The organism is Rhodococcus globerulus (assembly GCF_019334125.1).
Taxonomy (GTDB): Bacteria; Actinomycetota; Actinomycetes; order Mycobacteriales; family Mycobacteriaceae; genus Rhodococcus_F; species Rhodococcus_F globerula.
Map to the genome: position 1 here is coordinate 6,515,615 of NZ_CP079698.1, position 22,178 is coordinate 6,537,792.

Sequence of the window (22,178 nt, forward strand, 5' to 3'; positions counted from 1 at the left end):
GCGGGCTACTCCTTTTCGGGAACAGCCTTCTTGGCAGCCTCGGCTGCCTTGTCGATCTGATCGCCGTACTTTCCGCCGGTCTTGTTATCGGCGATGTCGGCGACCTTGTCGATTGCGTCGTGAACCTTGTCGGAGTTCTCCGAGGCAAGTTCCTGGCCCTTCTCGACCAGACCCTTGACGTTGTCCAAGAAACCCATTTTGTGTCCTCTCCCGGTGCTCATGCACATCCTGCTGCGGAAAGTAGAACCTCCGCACACACATAGATTCTCACAGGTCGAACGATGTGGCGCCATCAAGGTGGGGGGCTGGAAACTACTTCTGCGCCTGCGCGTGATGGTGTTCCCCGGGCAGATCGTCCGGCGTGGTGAACAGCTTTCGCTTCTCACCGTGCAACCGGGCACTGACCCACCAGGACACCTCCACCAATACGACGCCTACCGCACCGAGAGTGATCGCGAGTGTAGTTGCTGCCACATTGCTCGGATCCAACTTGAAGAACTCACGGGTGAACGGCAACGCGAACAAGATCAGGTAGCCGGCGACTGAACCACCGATCAGCACCAACTTCCACCACACGTACGGTCGCGCAACGACGGCCAGTACCCACAGCGCGATCATGATCAACGTGATCAGAGCAGTGGTGCCTTCCTGCTCAGGTGTCAGATCGTGATTACGGTGCGCGAGCACGTACGCGATGAAGGTGGTGACGCCGATGATGATTCCCGACGGCAAAGCCAGTCGCATCACGCGTGGCACGAAGCCGGAACGGGCCCGTTCGTTGTTCGGTGCCAGCGAAAGAATGAACGCGGGGATACCGATCGTGAACCAGGCCGCGATGGTGACGTGGCGCGGCAGGAACGGGTACGACAGCGGTTCGAAGTCGAGCATCTTCGACAGCACACCGGTGATTCCGATCAGGAAAGCGAGAACCACCGAGTACACGGTCTTGGTCAGGAACAGGTTGGAGACACGTTCGATATTGCCGATCACTCGACGGCCTTCGGCCACCACGTACGGCAACGTCGCGAACTTGTTGTCCAACAGCACGATCTGAGCGACAGCGCGCGTCGCGGGACTGCCGGATCCCATCGAGACTCCGATGTCGGCGTCCTTGAGGGCCAGGACGTCGTTGACCCCGTCGCCGGTCATCGCGACGGTGTGGCCGCGAGACTGCAAGGCCGCAACCATCTCTCGCTTCTGATCCGGGCGAACGCGTCCGAAGGTGGTTGCGCCGTCAAGTACGTCGGCCAGTTTCTCCTGATCGCTCGGAAGCTCACGCGCATCGATCGGTCGATCGCCGCCTTCGAGTCCGAGCGAACCTGCCACTGCACCGACGGACACGGCATTGTCACCGGAGATGACCTTGACGGCTACCCGTTGACTTGCGAAGTACTCCAACGTTTCCTGCGCGTCCGGGCGAACTTTCTGCTCCAGGACAACCAAGGCTTCCGGTGTCACGACGCCCGGAGCGTCGCTGTCGTCGACCGGCAGGTTGCTGCTGCCCAACATGAGAACACGAAGTCCGCTTGAACCGACTTCTTCTGCCAGACGCGCCATCTCCGACGACGGATCGAGCAGCATGTCCGGAGCACCGAGCACCCAGTTGCCGTGGACGCCGTACGACTGCCCGCTCCACTTCTTCGCAGACGAGAACGGTGCCACCGATGTAGCTTCACCCCAGCCTGCGTCGTCGGTCAGGGACTCACGGATCGCCAGAACACTGGCGTTCGGCCGAGGGTCGGACGCAGCCATCGCGGCGAGCGCGGCCTTGATCACCGACTCGTCGGCAGACCCGTCGGCGAGTTTCAACTCCGATAGCCGCATACCGTTCTCGGTCAGGGTTCCCGTCTTGTCGGCACACACGACGTCGACGCGAGCGAGCCCCTCGATCGCGGGCAATTCCTGAACGAGGCACTGCCGCTTGCCCAATCGAATGACGCCGACGGCAAAAGCGATGGACGTCATGAGCACCAGGCCCTCGGGGACCATCGGGACGAGGGCCGCGACCATGCCGTTCAGAGCCGGACCGAGGGACTCACCGCTCGAGAACAGCTGGTTGTAGATGATCAGCGCACCAGCCGGGATCATCAGGTACGTGATGAATTTCAGAATGCGGTCGATGCCGCTGCGCAGTTCCGAATGAACGAGCGTGAACTTGCTGGCCTCTTCCGCGAGCTTCGCGGCATACGCGTCGCCCCCGACCTTGGTGGCGCGATACGCGCCGCTGCCCGCGGCGACAAAACTGCCCGAGAGTATCGACTCACCGACGCTCTTGTGTACCGGATCTGCTTCACCGGTGAGCAACGACTCGTCCACTTCGAGCGCCGACGACGACACCACTTCGCCGTCGACGACAATCTGATCGCCCGAACCCAATTCGATAATGTCATCGAGCACAACATCTTTGGGGGCCAACGCAACAGCAATACCGTCACGCCGGACCATGGGCTTCGCTTGACTGACGATCGCCAAGGCGTCCAGCGTTTTCTTGGCGCGGATCTCCTGGATGATGCCGATACCGCTGTTCGCGATGATCAACAGTCCGAACATTCCGTCGATCACGGAGCCCGTTGCCAGAACAATCGCCAGCAGCACCAGCAGGATCGCGTTGATCCTCGTGAACACATTGCCGCGAACGATGTCCTTGACCGAACGAGACGCCCGATCGGGTACGTCGTTGGTCTGCCCCGACGCGATCCGCGACGCAACTTGATCTGCGGTCAGGCCCCGGACAACGTCGACGGCATCCCCGTCACCGTCCGTCGCGATCGAGGTCGCCGTGCCTTCTGAACCGATGTGCTCGTGAGCCATGGTCAAAGATTACGCACTCGCCGAGACAAAACCGGGTCCGACTCCGATCGCCGCCTCGAGTCGATCGGTTACCCCAGGGGAATCCACCATTTTGTCGGCGGTTGCGCGGACAGCGCATCGATCCGTCCACCCGGCATCGGCACCGCCACCGTCGTGCCGACATCGGCGGCAGCTTCGGTCAACCGGATGATCGGCTCGGACCACGAGTGGAACGCCAGATTGAACGTAGCCCAGTGAATCGGAACAAACACCCCGCGCGTGGGGTCGCCGCAGTTGAGATCCGCGTGGGTCTGAACCGCTTCTTCCGGGTTCATGTGGATATCCGGCCACCGCACGTCGTACGCGCCGACAGGAAGGAGGGTCAGGTCGAAAGGCCCGTACGTGGTGCCGAGTTCCACGAACCGCGGTGTGTATCCGCTGTCCCCTCCGAAGAACACCCGATGCTTCGGCCCGGCAAACACCCACGATGCCCACTGGGTCGCGTTGCGGACAAGACCTCGCCCGGAAAAGTGTCGAGCTTCGGTGCAGGTAAGCACCAGGTCACCGATAGTCGTCGACTCGTCCCAGTCCAATTCGACGATGCGGTTCTCCGGCACCTTCCAATGCCGCAGATGCGCGCCGATCCCGATCGGCACCACAAAGGGCGACGTCTGGGTGCGGGTCAAAGTCTTGACCGTCTCCATGTCGAGGTGGTCGTAATGATCGTGGGAGATGACAATCGCATCCACGCTCGGGAGGTCCGCCAACGCCACCGGAGCGGCATGCATACGCGCGGGACCGACTGTGGCAGAAGGTGATACACGCTCACTCCACACGGGATCGGCTAGCACCCGGTAGCCATCGACCTCGACGAGGACACTCGAATGCCCGTACCAGGTGACAGCGGCTCCCCCGGCCTGAGCCGGTGCGAGCGGCGTCGCCAACGGGATGGGCGCGCGAGGCCGACCCGTCGAACCGCGGGTGAGCAACGACTTTGCCATCCCGGCATCGGTGCCCGGCACGAGCACGCTGCTGGGGTCCGAATTGTGGAACTGACGATTCCGATATCGCGGTGACATCGCCGCATAGGGTTGCACCGCATTGCGCGACGCCCCGATCTGCGTCGGGATTCCCCATGCGGCGCGGGCTATCCATCCTGCTGCCGCGGTGATCGCGGCAGCACCGAGAAGCGTCGTCGTCTTCATTGGGCCCAGACTAGCGACTATTTGCCCTTAAAGACCGGTGGGCGGTTTTCGATGCGGGCGGCGCGGGCTTCCTGCACGTCGTCACTGAGCCACGCGGCGTGCAGTGCGTCGAGCTGCTCGGGCGACTGTTCTTCCATCGTTCCGTCGTCGTTGAGGACCATCTTCATATGACGCAAGGACAGTGGTGCGAGGTTGGCGATGCGGTGCGCCCATTCCTGGGCGTCGTCGAGGGTGCCGATCTTGTTGGCAAGTCCGCGGTTGAATGCTTCTTCGGCGCCGATCTGCTCGATGCCGAGGAGAACGGTGCGAGCGGGGCCACCGCCGACGAGTGACGCCAACCGTCGCATCGTCCATTTGTCGACAGACACACCCAGCGTCGCCGCTGGAATGCCGAACCGCGCAGCCGGGGCGACAACGCGCAGGTCGGAGGCAATGGCCAGCTGCGTGCCTGCACCGATGGCCGGACCGTTGACCGCGGCGATCACCGGGATCGGCGCCGTGTCGATCGAGCGGAGCATCTCGAAAAGTCGGTCGGTGAAGCCTTCCATGTACACGTCACCGGACAGGTCGGCACCGGCGCAGAATGCGGACCCCTGTCCGGTGATCACGATGACGTGAGCGCGATCGGCGACGGCGGCAGTCACTGCGTCCTTGATCGCGATGCAGAGTTCCGCACTGAGCGCGTTGCGACGCTCGTGACGCTGCAATTCGATGGTCACGACATTGCCGTCACGGGAAGTCCCGATCATGTCCGCTCGCTTTCTTTTCTGGAAGGCTCGTGCGCAAGGGTTGATCCGAATGCAGTTTGCCGACCACGTAGTTCTCTCACCGCAGAGTTCTGCGCATCAGGAGGTTAGATTACCGATGAGTAGAAGCGATAGTGACGAGGGACGCAGCGCGAGCGTCGATGTCGACATCGTGGTGATCGGCGCCGGCCAGGCCGGATTGTCCGCGGCGTACTACCTCCGCAAGTTCTCTGTTCTACCCGAATCGGGATTTGTCGTGCTCGATCACGCAGCCGGTCCCGGCGGTGCCTGGCAGTTTCGGTGGCCGAGCCTGACCTTGAGCACCGTCAACGGAGTTCACGATCTCCCGGGTATGTCGTTCGCGGAAACAACGGGAACCGACGCCGAGCAGGTACCGGCGTCGGTTGCGGTACCCCATTACTTCGAGTTGTACGAGAAGCAATTCGAACTGCCCGTCCACCGACCCGTCCATACGCGAGTGGTGTGTCCGAGGCAGGAACGTCTACGGATCGAGACCGACCACGGCGTCTACGCGGCCCGCGGGCTGATCAATGCGACCGGAACCTGGGAGCGCCCGTTCATTCCTTACTACCGTGGTGCCGCGTCGTTCCGTGGGCGCCAATTACACACCAAGGACTACTACTCGGCCAACGAGTTCGCGGGCAAACATGTTGTTGTTGTCGGTGGTGGCATCTCCGCGGTGCAATTGCTCGACGAGATTTCACAGGTAACGACCACCACGTGGGTGACGCGTCGCGAACCGGAGTTCCGCGACGAACCGTTTTCCCCGGAGATCGGTCGGGATGCCGTCGCCATGGTCGAGGACCGAGTACGACGCGGTTTGCCGCCAGGGTCGGTCGTGTCGGTCACCGGCCTTCCGGTGACGCCTGCCATTCGTGCGGCACGCGAACGTGGCGTGATGACGCGACGACCGATGTTCTCGGAGATCCTTCCGGACGGGGTGCGATGGGCCGACGGCACAACCGTGTATGCCGATGTCATCTTGTGGTGCACTGGGTTTCGGAGTTCGCTCGACCACCTGGCGCCGCTTCGACTGCGTGGGACCGGCGGCGGAATCGAGATGAGCGGTCGCCTCGCAACTCAGGTGGCTTCCGATCCTCGTGTGCATCTGGTTGGCTACGGGCCCTCCTCGTCGACGATCGGCGCGAACCGCGCCGGCCAGGCAGCTGCAGCTGAGTTGACGTCCTTTCTCGAACTTCGCTGATCCAGCTTCCATTTGGCTACGTTTGCCCGATTCGTCCTTTAGCTGATCAGACAGGACATTTTCGGCCCAAGGTCCGGAATCCGGCATACGCCTAGCCTGTCACGGATCGGTCTGTTACCGTTCAGCTAACCTTTCTTCGATTGCGTGCGCTCGAAGGAGTGCGCGCAGTGACCCATCCGGGGGACTGGGCGAGGGGGCAAATATGAAGGGGAAGCGGTCCGCATGAAACACGATGCACACACAGCAACCTCCTGGTGGTCGATCGGCGAGTGGCGCCTCGGTTGGAAGGTCGTCGCGGTCCTTGCCGTTCCGATGCTCATCGCCGTCGTACTCGGCGCCTTCCGGATCCAGGCCGAACTGGCCGAGGCCTCCAGGCTCAGTTCCTCATCCGAACGAGTGCTCGCAGTACCCGCAGCCCTCCACCTCGAGGAAGCTCTGTACGACCTCGCAGTCGCATCCTCTTCCGGCACTGAAACAACGACTGCCACAACGGCAGTGAACGATTCGATGCAGGAACTTGTCACCGCCGGCCGCTCGTTCCAGGCCGACGACGTGCTCAACGACAAAGTCACCCGAGCTTTGGAGGACAGCACATCCATCGTCGACGAAGTGGCAGCGGGCGCAGTTGCACCGGCACGGCTCGTCACACTCGTCAATGAAGTGTCCAGCAACATCTCGAGCGCATTCACCGACGTCATCAATACATCCCAGCGCCCCATTCTGCGTCAGCGCGGCGGCGAGTTCTCGTCCCTGTGGGAAGCACGTCGGGCATTGTCCGATCAGCGCGTTCTGTTCGGCTCCGGCCGCCTCGATCAACAAACACGCACCGCGCTTGCCACCACCGCCGGCGTGGAGCTAGCGGCACTCGACAAGGTGCTACCACCAGACGAATCGGACAGCTCACCGACCGCAGTGGCCGTCAACGCGCTGCGTTCGTCCGCACAGAGCCGCATCGCCGAAATCGGCGCCACCTCGTCGTCGTCCCCGCTCAGCAGTCAGGTCGATATCGGACTGCAAACCAGTAGCGACCAGTACGACGAGGTCACCGACGCAGCCGTCGAACAGTTCGGCACCAGCGTGACCGCCGAGTCCAACACTGCCCGAACTGCAGCTCTGCGCGACACTGCCCTGGTTCTCGCCGCTGTCCTCGCCGCACTCGTGATCGCGTTGATCATCAGTCGCTCGTTGGTCGATCCCATCCGACGTCTCCGGTTCGCGGCACTGCAAGCATCACGACGCGGACTGCCCGAGGCCATCGGACGAATCCGCTCCGGCGAAAAGATCAGCGACCTCGAAATCCCCCGTGTACCCGTCCACACTCACGAGGAAATCGGACAGCTTGCCCGCGCAGTCGACGACATGCACGGGCAGGCCATCAGCCTGGCAGGCGAACAGGCAACCCTGCGACGCCAGGTCAACGACATGTTCGAAACGCTGTCACGGCGCAACAAGTCCCTCGTCGAACAGCAACTCGGCCTGATCGAGCAACTCGAGCAGGACGAAGACGACCCGAAGCGCCTCGAAAACCTATTCCGCCTCGACCACATCGCGGCCCGAATGCGACGCAACGGCGAGAACCTTCTCATCCTGTCCGGCACCGAAAGTCGACGCGGTCGAACCGCGCCGATCCAGCTTGCCGACGCTCTGCGCGCCTCCGTCTCCGGAGTCGAGGACTACCTTCGCGTCGGGCTCGGTCAGATTCCGTCCGCCGTCATCAGCGGGCAAGCCAGCGCAGACGTCGTACACATTGTTGCCGAACTCCTCGACAACGCGCTGCGATACTCACCGCCCGAGTCGACCGTGACCATCAACGCGGCCCGCACCAACGACGGCTCCATGCTCGTGGAGGTCGCCGACCTGGGACTGGGAATGTCCACCGCGGATCTTGTCGACGCCAACGGGCGCCTGGCTTCGGGCGGCGAGATGACGCCGGACACTGCCCGGCACATGGGACTGTTCGTCATCAGCCGGATCAGTATGCGACACAACATTTCCGTTCGACTGCGGCCCACCGGCAATGCACCCGACCGCGCCGGCATCACCGCCTCGATCCTCCTACCCGCGGCACTGCTCGAAGCGCATCCGTCTGACACAGTGACTGCACCGTTCACTAGTCCGGCCCACCAGGGTGCTCCGGCCAGGAATGCTGCTCCCGTTCAGGCACCGCCGCTATCGGCTCAGCCTGTGCGCGCTCCCGAACCCACAGTGGCCGAGACATATTCGATGGGCGCGCAAGCACCCACCATGTCCGCTGCGGGACTTCCGCAGCGTCAGCCTGGTAACACCGGCAGGGCGGTCCTGCCGACGCCCGTCGGAGGCGCTCCCACAACTGTGACCGCGCAACTCGGCGCCAGCGCCCCTGTCGAGTCGATCGGGCTGCCGCGTCGCACACCAGGTGCCAGCGGGGCAGCCGGAATCGGCGATCCCGTCACAGCGGCGCCGACGCCCGAACCGAGTGCATCACCTGCCGAGCATTTCGTCGCTCCGGCGGAAACTGTTGCCCCGGAGCCAATCACCGAACCGGCACCGAGGCACCGACTCAACTCCACCGCCCCGACCAACACCGCGGCGTTCTTCTCCTCTCGTGCGCGCGACGGTTTCCCACCACGTACGGGCGCACGCGCAACGGAACCTTCCGATGCGCCCGTCTCCGCTCCCCCGGCAGCATCACCGATCTACGCCCGCATGGTGTCCGAGTGGCTGGTCGACCCGACAGCGGGGACAGCTTCTGCCACAGGTGAAGTCGCCTGGACAACAGAAGCCGACCAGGGGTGGCTTGCGGCCCGGGCGTCGTTCGAATTGCCTGTCACCAGAATCGCCGACTCCGGTCTACCCATCCGTGATCGTGGTGCGAGGTTGGTTCCCGGCACTGTCGGCGGCACCAATGCACCATTGCGCTCGGGCACTCACCGCCAGAGCACGGATCCGGAGAACGTCAGACGCGGGTGGAGCGACTACCAGTCCGGCGTCAGTCGCGGACGGCGTCGTAGCACCGAGAATACTGTCGGGTCGACCACGCCCAGTGGTGCGAATGTGCGCAACGATGAAGGAGAACAGTGAATTCAGCCGGAGCCCAAGAGACTCCTCGCTCACTCGACTGGTTGGTTTCGGGTTTCGCCCGCGACGTACCGGGAGTGAGCCACGCGATCATCGTCTCGGCCGACGGACTGTTGAGTGCTGCGAGCACCCACCTTCCGCTCGATCGAGCTGACCAATTGGCCGCTGTGACTTCGGGACTCGCCAGCCTCTCCGCCGGTGCGTCACGGTTGTTCGACGGCGGAGCGGTACTGCAATCAGTTGTCGAGATGGAGAACGGTTATCTACTGCTGATGGGCGTCGGCAGCGGCGCCTACCTGGCCGCGCTGGCCGTTGCGGGATGCGATATCGGTCAGATCGGGTACGAAATGGCAACTCTGGTCGACCGAGTCGGCCCGACGATGGACATTGCCGCTCGTTCGGGTCGGGATTCTTGATACTCATGTCCAATCACCCCGAACGCGTTGACCCCGAACCGAGTCTGGTTCGTCCATACGCGCTCACCGAAGGTCGGACTCAGCCGTCCATCGACCTCCCCATCGAAGCGATTGTCGCGACGATGGAGGATGCCGTCGCTGGGCGCCTTGCACCTGAAGACATTCGCACCTCGATCGTCTCCCTCTGCGAGCAGCGGATCTCCATCGCGGAAATCGGTGCACACCTTGGTGTTCCGATCGGGGTGGCCCGAGTCCTGGTGGCGGATCTGATCGTCGCCGGGGCATTGGAAGTACAAGCCACTCTGCGAAGCGATGCGACTGCGGTCGAGCGCCGCGAATTGATCGAAAGGACCCTCAGTGGACTTCGGGCACTCTGACGCATCATCTCGCGTCACCTCGACGAAAATCGTGATCGCCGGCGGCTTCGGTGTCGGAAAGACCACCCTTGTCGGGACGGTCTCCGAGATCGTGCCGCTGCGCACCGAAGCATTGGTGACAGACGCCAGTGACGGCATCGACCACCTCGGCGCGACACCGAACAAAGACACCACAACAGTTGCAATGGATTTCGGCCGCATTACGCTGGCCGACGATTTGGTCCTGTACCTGTTCGGCACACCGGGTCAACGACGGTTCTGGTTCATGTGGGACGACCTCATCACCGGCGCCATCGGAGCGGTCATCCTCGTCGACACACGTCGCCTCGAAGACAGCTTTGCCGCTGTCGACTTCTTCGAATCACGCGGATTGCCGTTCATCGTGGCAGTCAACCGTTTTGACGGAGCTCCGATCCACGCCGCGAGTGATCTTCGTCAGGCTCTCGCGCTGCCCAACCGCGTCCCGATGATCGAAATCGACGCGCGTAACCGGGAATCTGCGAAGCAGGCCTTGATCACGATCACCGAGTACGCGCTCGAACGTATCGCGGCCGCAGCACTGTACTGACACCTCTGACAACAACAAACCTAAGGAACTGGCATGTCGGATGAAATGCACCATTTCTCGATGGGAATCTGGCTGCTCGGACTGGCGTTCGCCGTTGCAGTCTCGGGATCGGTCATCGGATTGGCATGCACCCGACACGGCGCGGCGGCCACCCACCCGGCAGCTCGCTTGCGCTGGTTGTTCATGGGCGCACTGTCCATCGGCGGTGTCGGTATCTGGTTGATGCACTTCATCGCAATGCTCGGGTTTGCCGTGCCCGGCAGTCCCATTCGCTACAGTCTGACCTGGACGATCATTTCGGCGCTGATGTCCGTGACCGCAGTATTTGTCGGCTTGTTGATCGTCGGCACAGAATTCCGCTGGTCTCGGCTCCTGGCCGCCGGCTTCCTCGTCGGCATCGCGGTCAACATCATGCACTACACGGGTATGCGGGCCTTGCGATTTCAGGGTGAGATCAACTACAACATGTACTTCGTCGCACTGTCACTGGTGATCGCCGTTGTGGCCGGCACCGCCGCGTTGTGGTTCACGATGGTGATGGAATCCACCGTCATGCGATTGATCGCCGGTGTGATCATGGGTGTCGCCGTGGTCGGCATGCACTACACCGGTATGGCAGCGGTGGAGGTTGTCCACGACACGTCCGCCCCCGCACCCGTCGGGCTCGAGGTGTTCGCGTTCCTCTTCCCCGTCTTTGTCATCGGACTTCTTGCGATGGCAGTGCCGATCGTCGCCGTCCTGACGGTGCCTGATCGCGAGATCGCCCGCATGGATTCCGCTGCAGACGATCTGGCATTCGAGGCACGCGAATTCGCAACTAGGGACTGAAGTTCGTACGGCCCCGACTAACTGTGGCCGTACAGCTTGTCGTATGCGGCCTTCTCGGCGTCGTGACGAGTGACCTTTTTCGGGTTTTCCAGATCCGCGGGCAGGCCGTGGCGTTCGAGTCGACGAGACCTGTTCTGCGCCATGTAGGAAACGGAATAGAACAACGCCAGCAATACTCCGAGAAGCACCATGGACGCTCGCAGCGCCCACGGACCCGGGAACAGCATGAAAACCGCAAAAACCGGCAGGAACGGCACCATGCTGCGGACGAGGTGACGTGGCACCGCCCAATCGCCGATCAGATCGTTGCGCACCCATTCCTGCATGGAATCCGGCAACTTGCGACCGAACGAATAGCCAAGCCACTGAATAGGATTCGGTGACGTGCGCTGTTTTCCTGCGGGCACGGTAGACATATCCTTACCTTTCATTGGTCTAGTGCTCCAGCACGCAACGCGGCTTCATTGACACGCGTGAGCACCGTGTGAAGTTCTTCGAGTTCAGCTAGTCCCACACCAAGCTTCTCCACCACTGCCGGCGGAATCTTCTCCGCCTCGCTCCGCAAAGCTGCACCAGCTTCGGTGAGATCGACGTCGAGTTGGCGCTCGTCAGCCCGGCTCCGCGTTCGCGTGATCAGCCCGGACGCCTCGAGACGCTTGAGCAGCGGTGACAGCGTCGGCGAATCGAGTTGCAATGCTTGCCCGATTTCCTTGACCGCCATCGGGGCCTTCCCCCACAACGCCAGCATCACGAGATACTGGGGATGCGTGAGGCCCATCGGCTCGAGCAACGGACGGTACACGGACAGCACGGCCCGGTTCGCAACGGCGAGCGCAAAACACACCTGGCGGTCGAGTGCCAGCGGATCGGTGAGCGACTCCTGCGTGGTCATGAGTACACCGTAGCAGATTAGTTAGTGCGATAACTAATACTGCACTAACTAATATCGACTGCCATCACCCGGAATAGTCGTCGAGGCCGCCACGTTGAACAGACCTGTGACTCTTTCCCCCACTTCGAACGCCCCCGAGGCCTCCGCGTTGCGCGGCCTCTTCCAGCCCTTCGAGGTGAAATCACTCTCGTTGCGTAACCGCTTTGCCATGGCCCCGATGACCCGCGCGTTCTCGCCCGACGGAATTCCCGGAGCCGACGTAGCCGAGTATTACCGTCGTCGGGCAGCCGGTGGTGTCGGCCTGATCATCACCGAAGGCACGTACATCCCAGACCCCGCCGCCGGCCCGCATACCCGAGTTCCGCGCATCTACGGCGACTCGAGCCTGGACGGCTGGCGCTCGGTTGTCGACGCCGTCCACGCCGAGGGCGGATCCATCATTCCGCAACTCTGGCATCTGGGTGTCGAGCGCGGCGAGAACTCCCGCCTCAATCCCGAGGCCGAGACCGTCAGCCCGTCCGGTTTGGCGCTCGACGGCACGCGCTTGGGACGAGAATTCACCACGTCTGATCTCGAAACACTGAAGCAGGCCTGGGTAGATGCCGCCCTCAACGCACAGAGCACCGGATTCGACGGCCTGGAACTACACGGCGCGCACGGCTACCTACTGGACGAATTCCTTTGGGCTGGAACAAATGTCCGCACAGATACATATGGCGGATCGCTCGAAGCCAGAACTCGCTTCCCGGCTGAGGTTGTCGCTGCCATCCGAGAGGCTGTCGGAAACGAGTTCGCGATCGTCTACCGTTTCTCGCAGTGGAAGTCCGGTCAGTACGACGCTCGGATCGCCCAGAGTCCGGCGGAACTGGGGCGCATCCTCGCTCCGCTGGTCGATGCGGGAGTCGATGTGTTGCACCCGTCGACGAGGCGACACTGGGAGCCGGCGTTCGCCGAACTGGGCGGTGACGACAGCAAACTTGGACTCGCCGGCTGGACGAAGAAGCTGACCGGCCTGCCCACCATCACAGTCGGATCCATCGGGCTCGATTCTGTGTTCACCACGGCCTTCACCGCCGACGCGGCATCCGATGTCACCGGACTGGAGCGTCTCGAAGCTCAGTACGAGGACGGCGAATTCGACATGGTCGCCATCGGGCGCGCACTTCTCGCCGACCCCGAGTGGGTGGAGAAACTCCGCACCGGACGCACCGATGAACACATCGCTTTCACCGCAGAGCACCGCACACATCTGAACTGATCCGACACGGCAACGGCACTCCCACTCGATAGTGGGAGTGCCGTTGCCTTATTGCAGGTATTCGTTGATCTAGCTCCCGAACACCGCCGGGTTCGGACCGATTCGACCGGCCGGATCATCAAGTGATCCAATGGCATTGATCTCGTCCGGCGTCAATGCAAATCCGAAGACGTCGAAGTTCTCCTTGATACGCGACGGTGTCACCGACTTGGGGATCACGACGTTGCCGATCTGCAGATGCCAACGAATGACAACCTGAGCGGCGGTCACGCCATGGGCGTCGGCGATCGCGGTGATGACGGGATCCGTGAGCAGAGTGCCTTGGCCGAGCGGACTCCACGCCTCGGTGGCAATTCCCTTGCCGGTATGGAAGGCGCGAAGTTCGGACTGGTTGAACTTGGGGTGTAATTCGATCTGGTTGAGGACCGGCACCTCACCCGTCTCCCCGATCACCCGTTCGAGGTTGTCGACGGTGAAGTTCGAAACACCGATCGACCGCACCCGACCATCGGCCTTGAGCTTCTGGAATGCCTTGAACGTGTCGACGTAAAGGTCCTGCGACGGCACCGGCCAGTGGATCAGGTAGAGGTCGAGGTAATCGAGGCCGAGTCGCTCGAGGCTCGCGTCGAATGCCGCCAGCGTCGACTCGTATCCCTGATCGTCATTCCACAGTTTGGTGGTGATGTAGAGGTCTTCGCGGTTGATACCGGACTCGGCAATCGCCTGCCCGACACCGGCCTCGTTTCCGTAGATCTTGGCGGTGTCGATACTTCGATAACCAGCCTGCAAGGCGGTTGATACGGCGTCTCGAGTTTGGTCGTCCGGCACTTGGAAGACACCGAATCCCAAAGCGGGTATGGCCTTGCCGTCGGCCAACACAATGCTCGGAACAGTGGTCACGTCTTGTGGTTCGGTCATACCCAGTCAACGCGGCAAACCGGTGGAGTGTTCCCGCGCATGCCCCCTTGTCCTGCCCGAAAACCCCGTCTACCTTGGAAGACACGCCTTGAAATCTCCTCGAGGGAAAGGGACGGCGATGAATCTTCCCTACCATCTCGCCTACAAAGTGGGAGTGACTCCGTGGGAGCACACCCGGCGAGGTTTTGACACCCAACTGTCCGCTCTACTCGACTTTATCCCCGTCCCCGACAACGGGCGCGCCCTCGACATCGGATGCGGAACCGGAAAGCACTCCATCGACATGGCAAAGCGTGGCTGGCAGGTCACCGGAGTCGACAACGAGCAGGAAGCTCTGGACAAAGCACGGATCCGGGCCCGCGAGGCCCACTCGAACATTCGGTTCCTGCATGAGGACGCAACCGATCTGCACATCGCAGTCGACCCGGGTCACATGCTGGTCCTGGACATCGGATGCTTCCACGGCCTGAACGATCACGAGCGCGGTGAATACGCGGAGTCCGTCAATGCCGTCACGGCACCGGAAGCGTCGTTGATCATGTTCGCCTTCAGTCCAGGCCATCGATGGCCGATGCCGCATGGCGTGTCGAAGGACGACGTCGCCCGAGCTTTCGACGGCTGGACCATGGTGTCGAGTGATCCGGCCGATATGGCCGATGCGCCGTTGCCTGCCCGTGCGGCCCATCCGTGCTGGTATCACCTGGTGCGACGCTGACGCTGTGCGCAGCACAGGGGATACTTCACCTGTGACTGCAACACTGCGCATCAGCGGACTCTCAGCTTCCCGGGGAGAACGCACCCTGTTCTCCGATCTCGATCTCACCGTCGCCCCCGGCGACGTCATCGGCCTTGTCGGCGCCAACGGCGCGGGCAAGTCGACGCTCCTGACAGCGCTGGCCGGAACCGGAACCGCTGATGTGGAGGGGTCGATCACCCTCAGCCCACCCGACGCCGCTGTTGGCTACCTGGCGCAGGAACCCGACCGCATCGCAGGTGAGACCGTTCTCGAATTCTTGGGCCGACGCACCGGAGTCACGCACGCCGAAGACGTCATGAATGCCGCTGCGGAAACCCTCGCGGATTCCGCGGAAGACCTGTACTCGCCGGCGCTCGAGCGCTGGCTCACACTCGGCGGCGCAGACCTGGTGGAACGCGCGGAGAAAGTTGTCGACGAACTGGGCCTCGGAGTTCCCCTCGATGCACACATGACGGCACTGTCCGGTGGTCAGGCGGCTCGCGCCGGCCTCGCGTCGCTGCTGCTTTCTCGCTACGACATCCTGCTGCTCGACGAGCCCACCAACGATCTCGATCTGCGTGGCCTCGAGCAACTCGAACGCTTTGTCGCAGAAACGCGAGCGGCCCTGGTTGTGGTGAGCCACGACCGCGAGTTCCTTTCGCGCACCGTCACCGGAATCGTGGAACTTGATCTGGCACAACAGAATATCGCCGTCTACGACGGCGGGTACGAGTCGTACCTTGCTGAGCGTGAGATTGCTCGCCAGCACGCCCGCGAGGCGTTCGAAGAATATGCGGGCACCAGGTCCGAACTCGAAGATCGCGCCCAGATGCAGCGCAACTGGATGGAACACGGCGTACGCAATGCGCGCCGTAAGGCCAAGGACAACGACAAGATCGGCCGCGGATTGCGTACCGAGTCGACGGAAAAGCAAGCGGCCAAAGCCCGTCAGACTCAGCGCCGCATCGAGCGCCTCGACGTGGTGGAGGAGCCTCGCAAGGAATGGGAGTTGCGCATGGAAATCGCGGCCGCTCCCCGATCCGGATCTGTGGTCGCAACCACCAACGGCGCCAAGGTAACCCGCGGCCAGTTCACCTTCGGACCCGTCACGACGCAAATCGATTGGGGTGACCGCATTCTCATCACCGGCGCCAATGGCGCCGGTAAGACCACCCTATTGAATGTCCTGCTCGGCAAACTCACTCCGGACGAGGGAATCGCTTCCCTCGGATCCGGTGTCGCTATCGGCGAAATCGATCAGGCCAGAGGGCTGTTCGAGGGTGATCAGCCGGTGGTCGAGGCTTTCGGTGCCCAGGTTCCGGAGTGGCCCGACGCCGACGTCCGTACTCTCCTCGCCAAATTCGGTCTACGCGGGCATCACGTGCTGCGGTCGGCAGCGTCCCTCTCCCCCGGCGAAAGAACCAGGGCGGCACTGGCTTTGCTCCAGGCCCGCGGGGTCAACCTGCTCGTGCTCGACGAGCCCACCAACCACCTCGACCTGCCGGCGATCGAGCAGCTCGAGCAGGCAATGGAATCCTTCGAGGGCACGTTGCTTCTTGTCACTCACGATCGCCGGATGCTCAGTTCCACTCGCAGCACCCGGAAGTGGCGTATGGACGACGGGCAACTTTTCGAGGAGTAGCAGTCCCGCGCTTGCGCAGACAACACGCGTGTGCAACTATTTATCCGGCGCACGCAATAGTTGCATGCGCGGCATAGGTCGCTGCGGCCTAGAAGGCCGTCGCTGCACCTCGAGTCTCGAAAGGCACCCACGATGTTGTCGATACCCGACCGCACACTGACCCACGGAACCACCGGCGAACCGATCACCATTCCGCAACTCGGATACGGCGTGTTCCAAGTTCCGGACGAGCAGACCGAGGATGTCACCGCTACCGCCCTCGACCTGGGATATCGCCACATCGACACCGCTTCGATCTACGGAAACGAAGCCGGCGTCGGCCGCGCAATCGCGGCCTCGGACATCCCCCGACACGAACTGTTTGTCACCACCAAATTGTGGAACGACGATCAGGGCCGCGACCGCACATTGGCAGCGTTCGACACCAGTTTGACCAAGCTCGGCCTGGACTACGTCGACCTGTACCTGATCCACTGGCCGGCGCCGGGCAAAGGCCTGATCGCGCAGACCTGGGCGGCGTTCGAGGAGATCCTCGCCTCCGGACGTACCCGAGCAATCGGCGTCTCCAACTTCCTCCCCGAGCACCTCGATCTGCTGGCAGAGCGCAGTTCGATCACACCCGCCGTCAACCAGATCGAGCTGCACCCCAGGCTGGCACAGCACGCATCGCGGAAATATGCACAAGACCGCGGTATCGAGATCGAGGCGTGGAGCCCGCTCGGCCAGGGCACCATCCTCGATGATCCGACGATCGTCGACATCGCTGCGGCACTGGGCAAATCGCCGGCGCAGGTCATTTTGCGCTGGCACGTCGAACAGGGTCACACCGTACTGTCCAAGACAGTGACAACGCAGCGCATGCGCGACAACGCCGATATCTTCGACTTTGCTCTGAGCGCCGATCAGTCGGCAGCAATCGACGCGCTGAACACGAACATTCGTGTCGGTCCAGATCCGCTCGAATTGAACTGAGCCGAAAAAGAAATCACGATTCTTCGCGCGGTGCCAATGTGAGCAGGACCGTATCGACCGCCTGCTCCGCAAGGTGCACGTCCAGGGGTAAGTGCCGGAACAGCGCCCGATAATAGACTGGTGCTGCGAGTGCGTCGAGCACAAAATCCAGGTCGAAGTCCCCACGAATCTCGCCCCGGACGCGCGCCGATTCCAGCACTGCCGCAGTGGAATTGCGACGCGGCTCGAAGAAGGACTCACGGAAAGTGCTGGCCAGTTCCGGGTCTGCCGCCAGGTCCGCAACCAGCGCTGGAAGCACGGAGCCGACAACGGTGTCCCGCAGTCCCACAACCACAGTCGTGATGCCGGCGATCAGATCGGCGCGAAGATCGCCGGTATCCGGCGTCGGATGGATACCGATCTGTCCGAAAACAACATTGACAACCAGATGCCGCTTGGACGGCCATCGCCGGTAAATCGCAGGCCTGTGAACACCGGCTCTCGATGCGACTGATCCGATCGACAGCTCGGCATACCCCTTCTCTGCCAACAACTCCAAAGCTGCGGTAATGACGGCGTCGTCGATACGGTCGTCACGCGTGCGCACCATTTAGAGCACCGGCCGCGGCATGAGGACCAGGCGCCATCCGTCGGGATCCTCGAAGGTCATGCCGCCGTTCTCGATCCAGTACGGGTTCTCGGACTCGACCGATTCATGCCCGGCCTCACCCAACCGCTGCACCACCTCGTACATCGCAGACTCTCCGGTGAAGTACAGAACCAGCAGATTGTCGCGGGTCGGCGCCGGACATGGGCTGCCATCCTCGTGGGTAGTGAATTCGAGGTGATAACTCGCATCCGGCAGCCCGAGCATGATGCCGTCGTATCCCGCATGCCCGGCAAATCGATACAACTCGGCAAAGCCCACACAATCGCGATAGAAGGCAATTACCTCGGCAAGCCGATCGGTGGGGCGCGCAATGCGCAGTTGAACAACGGGAAGTTCTGCGGGCCAGGACGTCATATTCTAAACGGTACAGTACGTACCGTAACACCCTCTACAGGCGATCGTTCTCCGGGAACGGCGCGTTGGGCATGAACCGCGGACGAGCAAAGAGCACCGACAAGTTGGTCGGCTGAGACTCCACCGGACGATCTGATCGATAGAGCAACGCCCGCTGCGGCACACTCACCCATTCACAAACGAAGATGTCGCCGATGCGCAGTACCGGAACGTGGGAACCGTCCTCGAGGCGAACCGTCACGTCGGCCTGCGCATCGGATTGCCCGTACACCACCCACCACGATTCACCCTCGACGTCGCCGGGCGTGTGCTGCCCGATGCCGACGACGGCACCTTTTTCCATCGGCGCGTGCCAGACCTCGTCCCGGCCTTGCGACCCCACGCTGTAGCTGCCGTCCTCGAGCACCTGAATCACAACGTGGGACTTCTCGAGCACCAATTCATCCGTAGCCATATCGCAAACCCTAATCCGATCGGCACATGCCGGCATGACTTCGGGATGCAGAATCCTTGACAAAACGTTGGGTTTTTACAACACTTTGATGCATGAGCCCAGTCCGGCGGGGAGCCTCGCTCCCCATCTTCAATCGCATCGGTGTACTTCGTGCCGAGCGAAAGATGACTCGGGCGCAGCTGGCACACCTTGTCGATGTAAATCCCCAGACCGTCGGCGCGCTCGAGCGCGGCGACCACTACCCCAGCCTGGATCTCGCGTTCCGCATCTGCGACGTGTTCGACCTCCCGGTGGAAGCGGTGTTCTCCCGCGCGGAGTTCGGCCCCCTGTCCACCGAGGTCTACCGACCGGGCCGGATCACCGAAGGGAGCGAAAAGACCAGTGTCCCAAACGAATCTGATTGAACTAAATCTGATCGACCGCTACCAGGCGCGCCGCACCAGACAGTTCCTGCAGCAAGAGGAAACTTTCCGGCATTGGTTGCCGAAGTGGCGCACCCGTCGGCGCCGACGGGTGCTCGTGACCGCGCTCGGCGTCGTATTCACCGCGATGATCGTCTTGGCAGTCGCTTTTCTTTTCAACACCACGGTGGCTCCCCTGCTCTGGGTGCCGCTTACATTCATATTTCTGCCCCTGTGGACATCTGTGCAAGTGGTCTCAGGGCGTCAGGGCGACGCGCCACGTGATGCGCTGGACGAATGGGAGATCCAGCAGCGCAACAGTGCCCGCTCGATCGCGCTGACCGTAACCCAAACGTTGGTCTTCATTGTCGCGATATTCCTGATTTTCACCTCGACAGTGGGGTGGAATGTAGAGAGACTGGCGTACTCGGGAGGTGGGATGGCAATCACCGCGATGCTGATCGGCGCATGTACACCGGCGATGATCATTGCCTGGACGCAACCCGATCCGGAACCTGGCGACACAGACTGACCGCAGTAGAACATTTCGACCGATGGGAAGGAACCATGCCAGCCACCCTCACGATCGACGGCATTTCGAAACGCTACGGCGACGTCGTTGCGCTCGACAACCTCAGCTTCGAGGTGCATCCAGGGGAGATCTTCGGGTTTGTCGGCAGTAACGGCGCCGGAAAGACGACGACCATGCGCATCGCCCTCGGTGTGCTTGCGGCCGACTCCGGGGAGGTCCGACTCGGCGGCAAACCTGTCGACCTCGATGTCCGCCGAACCATCGGGTACATGCCGGAAGAACGTGGACTGTATCCGAAAATGAAGGTGGGCACCCAATTGTCCTACCTCGCAGAATTACACGGCCTGTCCAAGGCTGACGCACGGGCGGCAACAGAGCGCTGGACGGAACGCTTGGACATCGCCGGTCGAGTCAAGGACACCGTCGACTCGTTGTCGCTGGGCAATCAGCAACGTGTGCAACTCGCCGCCGCACTGGTTCACGATCCCGCGGTACTGGTGCTGGACGAACCCTTTTCGGGTTTGGACCCGGTAGCTGTCGACGTCATGAGTGAAGTCCTGGTCGAAAAGGCGCGCACGGGCGTGCCCGTCATATTCTCCAGCCACCAACTCGAACTGGTGGAGCGCCTGTGTGATCGTGTGGGCATCATCAGCCGGGGCAGTATGCGCGAGATCGGAACAGTGAACGAGTTGCGCGGTAAGGGAAATGCCCAGCTCGAAGTGCATGCGCCCGACGCTCCCGCCGGCTGGGCCGATCACCTCATCGGCGTCTCGGCAATCAGCCACGGCGGTGGACGGACGCTCCTGAGCGTCGACGCCACCGCTGACGATCAGCAGATCCTGCACGCTGCTCTGAAAACGGGCCCGGTTCACGAATTCACCCGTCGACGCCCGTCGTTGACCGATCTGTTCCGCGAGGTGGTTGCAGCGTGAGTACACAGTTGAGTGGGGCCCGCGCTGTGGGGTTGGTCGCGCGGCGCGAATTCACCACGCAGATAGCCAAAAAGAGTTTCCTGATCAGCAACATCATCATTCTGATCGCGATTGTCGGTGGCATCATCGGCATCTCGCTGTTCTCCGGCGGTGACGACAGCAAGTCCACGATCGGTGTGGTGGGCGATCAGTCGCTCTCGCAGACTCTTGTCACCACCGGCGACGCGATCGGAACTCCGGTCGAGGTGAAGGAGTACAGCGACGAGCAAGCAGCCCGCACCGACGTGAAGGACGGAAACCTCGACCTCGCAGTCGTACCGGGCGACGGCGGTAGCGTCACCGTCGTCACGAACAAGGAAATCGACACCAACCTGCGAGTGGTAGTCGAGAGTTCCGTTGCCCAGCAAGCGCAATCGACCGCGCTGACCGAGGCGGGAGTCGATCCGGCGCAGCTTGCCAACGCCACGGCAGCCGCCACGGTCACCGTCGATACTCTCGATCCGCCAGACCCCGAGCAGGGTCAGCGCATCGCGCTGTCCGTTGCAGCGGTGGCGCTGCTGTACATGCAGATCATGTTGTTCGGCACCTACGTGGCAATGGGTGTCGTGGAGGAAAAGTCGAGTCGTGTTGTCGAACTGCTACTTTCGACGCTTCGGCCGTTGCAGTTGTTGTGGGGCAAGGTACTCGGAATCGGTGCGGTGGGACTACTCCAGCTGGCCGCGTACGCGATAGCCGGAGTTGGCACGGGCCTGGCAACCGGGCTTCTGACTGTGACCGGAACCGCGATCGGCGTGCTGATCGGCACCATCGGCTGGTTCATTCTCGGGTTCGCATTCTTTGCCGTTCTCTATGCCGCCGCGGGTTCCATGGTGTCGCGGCAGGAAGATGTCAATGCCACAGCCGCACCACTGGTGATACTCATCGTGGCGATGTTCGGTATCGCGTTCTCCACCGTCGGAAATCCGGACGGAACTCTGAGCAACGTTCTCAGTTGGATTCCGCCGTTCTCCGCCATCCTCATGCCGCTACGGATCGCTGCGGGTGTGGCAACGCCATTCCAGATCGTGGGCACCATCGTGCTGATGGTGACTGTGACCGTCATCTTCTCGATGATCGCGGCAAAGATCTACCAGCGCTCCATCCTTCGCATCGGCAAGGTCGTCTCGTGGAAGGAAGCCTTCGGCCGCTGATCCGGTTTCACACTCACGCACTTCGCCCCGTAGGTT

The 22,178-nt window shown here is 62.2% G+C and carries 24 protein-coding genes; 14 read left to right on the forward strand and 10 right to left on the reverse strand.

All coding sequences use genetic code 11. The features are described 5' to 3' along the window. Positions 1-5: 5 nt before the first annotated feature. The 4 genes from KYT97_RS29735 to KYT97_RS29750 form a co-directional block, all read right to left on the reverse strand. Positions 6-197 (reverse strand): antitoxin, encoded by a 192-nt coding sequence (locus KYT97_RS29735; RefSeq protein WP_033234149.1) that lies wholly within the window; start codon positions 195-197, stop codon positions 6-8. Between the two features lie 115 nt (positions 198-312). Then, complete coding sequence (locus KYT97_RS29740) at positions 313-2,811, reverse strand: HAD-IC family P-type ATPase (RefSeq protein ID WP_245005964.1); 2,499 nt, start codon at positions 2,809-2,811, stop codon at positions 313-315. A gap of 68 nt (positions 2,812-2,879) precedes the next feature. Next, positions 2,880-3,995: an MBL fold metallo-hydrolase gene (locus tag KYT97_RS29745; protein ID WP_219111465.1), complete on the reverse strand. Its 1,116-nt coding sequence runs from the start codon at positions 3,993-3,995 to the stop codon at positions 2,880-2,882. A 17-nt stretch (positions 3,996-4,012) separates the two neighbouring features. Continuing rightward, on the reverse strand, positions 4,013-4,744 hold the full coding sequence (locus KYT97_RS29750) for an enoyl-CoA hydratase (RefSeq protein WP_219111466.1): 732 nt from the start codon (positions 4,742-4,744) through the stop codon (positions 4,013-4,015). Positions 4,745-4,859: 115 nt separating this feature from the next. On the opposite strand from KYT97_RS29750, the gene KYT97_RS29755 reads away from it, so the two are divergent. The 6 genes from KYT97_RS29755 (at position 4,860) to KYT97_RS29780 (ending at position 11,212) form a co-directional block, all read left to right on the forward strand. Beyond that, positions 4,860-5,966: an NAD(P)-binding domain-containing protein gene (locus tag KYT97_RS29755; protein WP_219111467.1), complete on the forward strand. Its 1,107-nt coding sequence runs from the start codon at positions 4,860-4,862 to the stop codon at positions 5,964-5,966. Positions 5,967-6,188: 222 nt separating this feature from the next. Further along, positions 6,189-9,026 (forward strand): ATP-binding protein, encoded by a 2,838-nt coding sequence (locus tag KYT97_RS29760; protein ID WP_219111468.1) that lies wholly within the window; start codon positions 6,189-6,191, stop codon positions 9,024-9,026. Next, on the forward strand, positions 9,023-9,439 hold the full coding sequence (locus tag KYT97_RS29765) for a roadblock/LC7 domain-containing protein (RefSeq protein WP_033234144.1): 417 nt from the start codon (positions 9,023-9,025) through the stop codon (positions 9,437-9,439). Before KYT97_RS29760 ends, KYT97_RS29765 begins: the two co-directional genes overlap by 4 nt. Before the next feature lie 5 nt (positions 9,440-9,444). Continuing rightward, entirely contained in the window at positions 9,445-9,816 is a 372-nt protein-coding gene (locus KYT97_RS29770; RefSeq protein ID WP_033234143.1) for a DUF742 domain-containing protein, read from the forward strand. Beyond that, entirely contained in the window at positions 9,797-10,384 is a 588-nt protein-coding gene (locus tag KYT97_RS29775; RefSeq protein ID WP_219111469.1) for a GTP-binding protein, read from the forward strand. The genes KYT97_RS29770 and KYT97_RS29775 overlap by 20 nt, the downstream gene beginning before the upstream one ends. A gap of 33 nt (positions 10,385-10,417) precedes the next feature. Then, positions 10,418-11,212 (forward strand): MHYT domain-containing protein, encoded by a 795-nt coding sequence (locus tag KYT97_RS29780; RefSeq protein WP_092806673.1) that lies wholly within the window; start codon positions 10,418-10,420, stop codon positions 11,210-11,212. A gap of 17 nt (positions 11,213-11,229) precedes the next feature. Here the strand turns inward: KYT97_RS29780 and KYT97_RS29785 are convergent, their stop codons facing one another. Both KYT97_RS29785 and KYT97_RS29790 read right to left on the reverse strand, forming a co-directional pair. Next, positions 11,230-11,628, reverse strand: coding sequence for a DUF5313 family protein (locus KYT97_RS29785; RefSeq protein ID WP_242484456.1), 399 nt, complete (start codon positions 11,626-11,628; stop codon positions 11,230-11,232). An 11-nt stretch (positions 11,629-11,639) separates the two neighbouring features. Further along, the gene (locus KYT97_RS29790) at positions 11,640-12,104 is read right to left on the reverse strand and encodes a MarR family winged helix-turn-helix transcriptional regulator (protein ID WP_033234140.1); all 465 of its coding nucleotides are present in this window, start codon (positions 12,102-12,104) and stop codon (positions 11,640-11,642) included. Between the two features lie 106 nt (positions 12,105-12,210). On the opposite strand from KYT97_RS29790, the gene KYT97_RS29795 reads away from it, so the two are divergent. After that, the gene (locus tag KYT97_RS29795) at positions 12,211-13,362 is read left to right on the forward strand and encodes an NADH:flavin oxidoreductase (RefSeq protein WP_051730468.1); all 1,152 of its coding nucleotides are present in this window, start codon (positions 12,211-12,213) and stop codon (positions 13,360-13,362) included. Between the two features lie 69 nt (positions 13,363-13,431). Here the strand turns inward: KYT97_RS29795 and KYT97_RS29800 are convergent, their stop codons facing one another. Continuing rightward, complete coding sequence (locus KYT97_RS29800; protein WP_092806665.1) at positions 13,432-14,280, reverse strand: aldo/keto reductase; 849 nt, start codon at positions 14,278-14,280, stop codon at positions 13,432-13,434. A 118-nt stretch (positions 14,281-14,398) separates the two neighbouring features. On the opposite strand from KYT97_RS29800, the gene KYT97_RS29805 reads away from it, so the two are divergent. The 3 genes from KYT97_RS29805 (at position 14,399) to KYT97_RS29815 (ending at position 17,630) form a co-directional block, all read left to right on the forward strand. Then, positions 14,399-14,995, forward strand: a complete 597-nt coding sequence (locus KYT97_RS29805) for a class I SAM-dependent methyltransferase (protein ID WP_033234138.1) — start codon at positions 14,399-14,401, stop codon at positions 14,993-14,995. A gap of 31 nt (positions 14,996-15,026) precedes the next feature. After that, the gene (locus KYT97_RS29810; RefSeq protein ID WP_033234137.1) at positions 15,027-16,658 is read left to right on the forward strand and encodes an ABC-F family ATP-binding cassette domain-containing protein; all 1,632 of its coding nucleotides are present in this window, start codon (positions 15,027-15,029) and stop codon (positions 16,656-16,658) included. Positions 16,659-16,790: 132 nt separating this feature from the next. Further along, positions 16,791-17,630 carry an aldo/keto reductase gene (locus tag KYT97_RS29815; protein ID WP_219111470.1) on the forward strand — a complete coding sequence of 280 codons (840 nt, stop codon included), beginning with the start codon at positions 16,791-16,793 and terminating at the stop codon, positions 17,628-17,630. A 13-nt stretch (positions 17,631-17,643) separates the two neighbouring features. Here the strand turns inward: KYT97_RS29815 and KYT97_RS29820 are convergent, their stop codons facing one another. From KYT97_RS29820 to KYT97_RS29830, 3 genes are read right to left on the reverse strand one after another with little or no spacing between them, the layout of a single operon-like run. After that, positions 17,644-18,219, reverse strand: a complete 576-nt coding sequence (locus KYT97_RS29820; protein WP_219111471.1) for a TetR/AcrR family transcriptional regulator — start codon at positions 18,217-18,219, stop codon at positions 17,644-17,646. Further along, positions 18,220-18,633 (reverse strand): VOC family protein, encoded by a 414-nt coding sequence (locus KYT97_RS29825; RefSeq protein ID WP_219111472.1) that lies wholly within the window; start codon positions 18,631-18,633, stop codon positions 18,220-18,222. It abuts the gene before it with no gap. 34 nt (positions 18,634-18,667) lie between these two features. After that, the gene (locus KYT97_RS29830; RefSeq protein WP_045069090.1) at positions 18,668-19,087 is read right to left on the reverse strand and encodes a hypothetical protein; all 420 of its coding nucleotides are present in this window, start codon (positions 19,085-19,087) and stop codon (positions 18,668-18,670) included. 92 nt (positions 19,088-19,179) lie between these two features. On the opposite strand from KYT97_RS29830, the gene KYT97_RS29835 reads away from it, so the two are divergent. From KYT97_RS29835 to KYT97_RS29850, 4 genes are read left to right on the forward strand one after another with little or no spacing between them, the layout of a single operon-like run. After that, positions 19,180-19,491: a helix-turn-helix transcriptional regulator gene (locus KYT97_RS29835; protein ID WP_033234132.1), complete on the forward strand. Its 312-nt coding sequence runs from the start codon at positions 19,180-19,182 to the stop codon at positions 19,489-19,491. Beyond that, positions 19,484-20,020: a hypothetical protein gene (locus KYT97_RS29840; protein ID WP_033234373.1), complete on the forward strand. Its 537-nt coding sequence runs from the start codon at positions 19,484-19,486 to the stop codon at positions 20,018-20,020. The genes KYT97_RS29835 and KYT97_RS29840 overlap by 8 nt, the downstream gene beginning before the upstream one ends. A gap of 35 nt (positions 20,021-20,055) precedes the next feature. Then, positions 20,056-20,952 (forward strand): ABC transporter ATP-binding protein, encoded by an 897-nt coding sequence (locus KYT97_RS29845; protein ID WP_033234131.1) that lies wholly within the window; start codon positions 20,056-20,058, stop codon positions 20,950-20,952. Further along, positions 20,949-22,142 (forward strand): ABC transporter permease, encoded by a 1,194-nt coding sequence (locus tag KYT97_RS29850; protein ID WP_092806647.1) that lies wholly within the window; start codon positions 20,949-20,951, stop codon positions 22,140-22,142. The genes KYT97_RS29845 and KYT97_RS29850 overlap by 4 nt, the downstream gene beginning before the upstream one ends. Positions 22,143-22,178: the final 36 nt, after the last annotated feature.

Excerpts from the sequence above, each read along its gene's own strand:
- KYT97_RS29735 (WP_033234149.1), bottom strand. The coding sequence starts at position 197 with ATGGGTTTCTTGGACAACGTCAAGGGTCTGGTCGAGAAGGGCCAGGAA.
- KYT97_RS29740 (WP_245005964.1), bottom strand. The coding sequence starts at position 2,811 with ATGGCTCACGAGCACATCGGTTCAGAAGGCACGGCGACCTCGATCGCG.
- KYT97_RS29745 (WP_219111465.1), bottom strand. The coding sequence starts at position 3,995 with ATGAAGACGACGACGCTTCTCGGTGCTGCCGCGATCACCGCGGCAGCA.
- KYT97_RS29750 (WP_219111466.1), bottom strand. The coding sequence starts at position 4,744 with ATGATCGGGACTTCCCGTGACGGCAATGTCGTGACCATCGAATTGCAG.
- KYT97_RS29755 (WP_219111467.1), top strand. The coding sequence starts at position 4,860 with ATGAGTAGAAGCGATAGTGACGAGGGACGCAGCGCGAGCGTCGATGTC.
- KYT97_RS29760 (WP_219111468.1), top strand. The coding sequence starts at position 6,189 with ATGAAACACGATGCACACACAGCAACCTCCTGGTGGTCGATCGGCGAG.
- KYT97_RS29770 (WP_033234143.1), top strand. The coding sequence starts at position 9,445 with ATGTCCAATCACCCCGAACGCGTTGACCCCGAACCGAGTCTGGTTCGT.
- KYT97_RS29780 (WP_092806673.1), top strand. The coding sequence starts at position 10,418 with ATGTCGGATGAAATGCACCATTTCTCGATGGGAATCTGGCTGCTCGGA.
- KYT97_RS29785 (WP_242484456.1), bottom strand. The coding sequence starts at position 11,628 with ATGTCTACCGTGCCCGCAGGAAAACAGCGCACGTCACCGAATCCTATT.
- KYT97_RS29790 (WP_033234140.1), bottom strand. The coding sequence starts at position 12,104 with ATGACCACGCAGGAGTCGCTCACCGATCCGCTGGCACTCGACCGCCAG.
- KYT97_RS29800 (WP_092806665.1), bottom strand. The coding sequence starts at position 14,280 with ATGACCGAACCACAAGACGTGACCACTGTTCCGAGCATTGTGTTGGCC.
- KYT97_RS29805 (WP_033234138.1), top strand. The coding sequence starts at position 14,399 with ATGAATCTTCCCTACCATCTCGCCTACAAAGTGGGAGTGACTCCGTGG.
- KYT97_RS29815 (WP_219111470.1), top strand. The coding sequence starts at position 16,791 with ATGTTGTCGATACCCGACCGCACACTGACCCACGGAACCACCGGCGAA.
- KYT97_RS29820 (WP_219111471.1), bottom strand. The coding sequence starts at position 18,219 with ATGGTGCGCACGCGTGACGACCGTATCGACGACGCCGTCATTACCGCA.
- KYT97_RS29825 (WP_219111472.1), bottom strand. The coding sequence starts at position 18,633 with ATGACGTCCTGGCCCGCAGAACTTCCCGTTGTTCAACTGCGCATTGCG.
- KYT97_RS29830 (WP_045069090.1), bottom strand. The coding sequence starts at position 19,087 with ATGGCTACGGATGAATTGGTGCTCGAGAAGTCCCACGTTGTGATTCAG.
- KYT97_RS29835 (WP_033234132.1), top strand. The coding sequence starts at position 19,180 with ATGAGCCCAGTCCGGCGGGGAGCCTCGCTCCCCATCTTCAATCGCATC.
- KYT97_RS29845 (WP_033234131.1), top strand. The coding sequence starts at position 20,056 with ATGCCAGCCACCCTCACGATCGACGGCATTTCGAAACGCTACGGCGAC.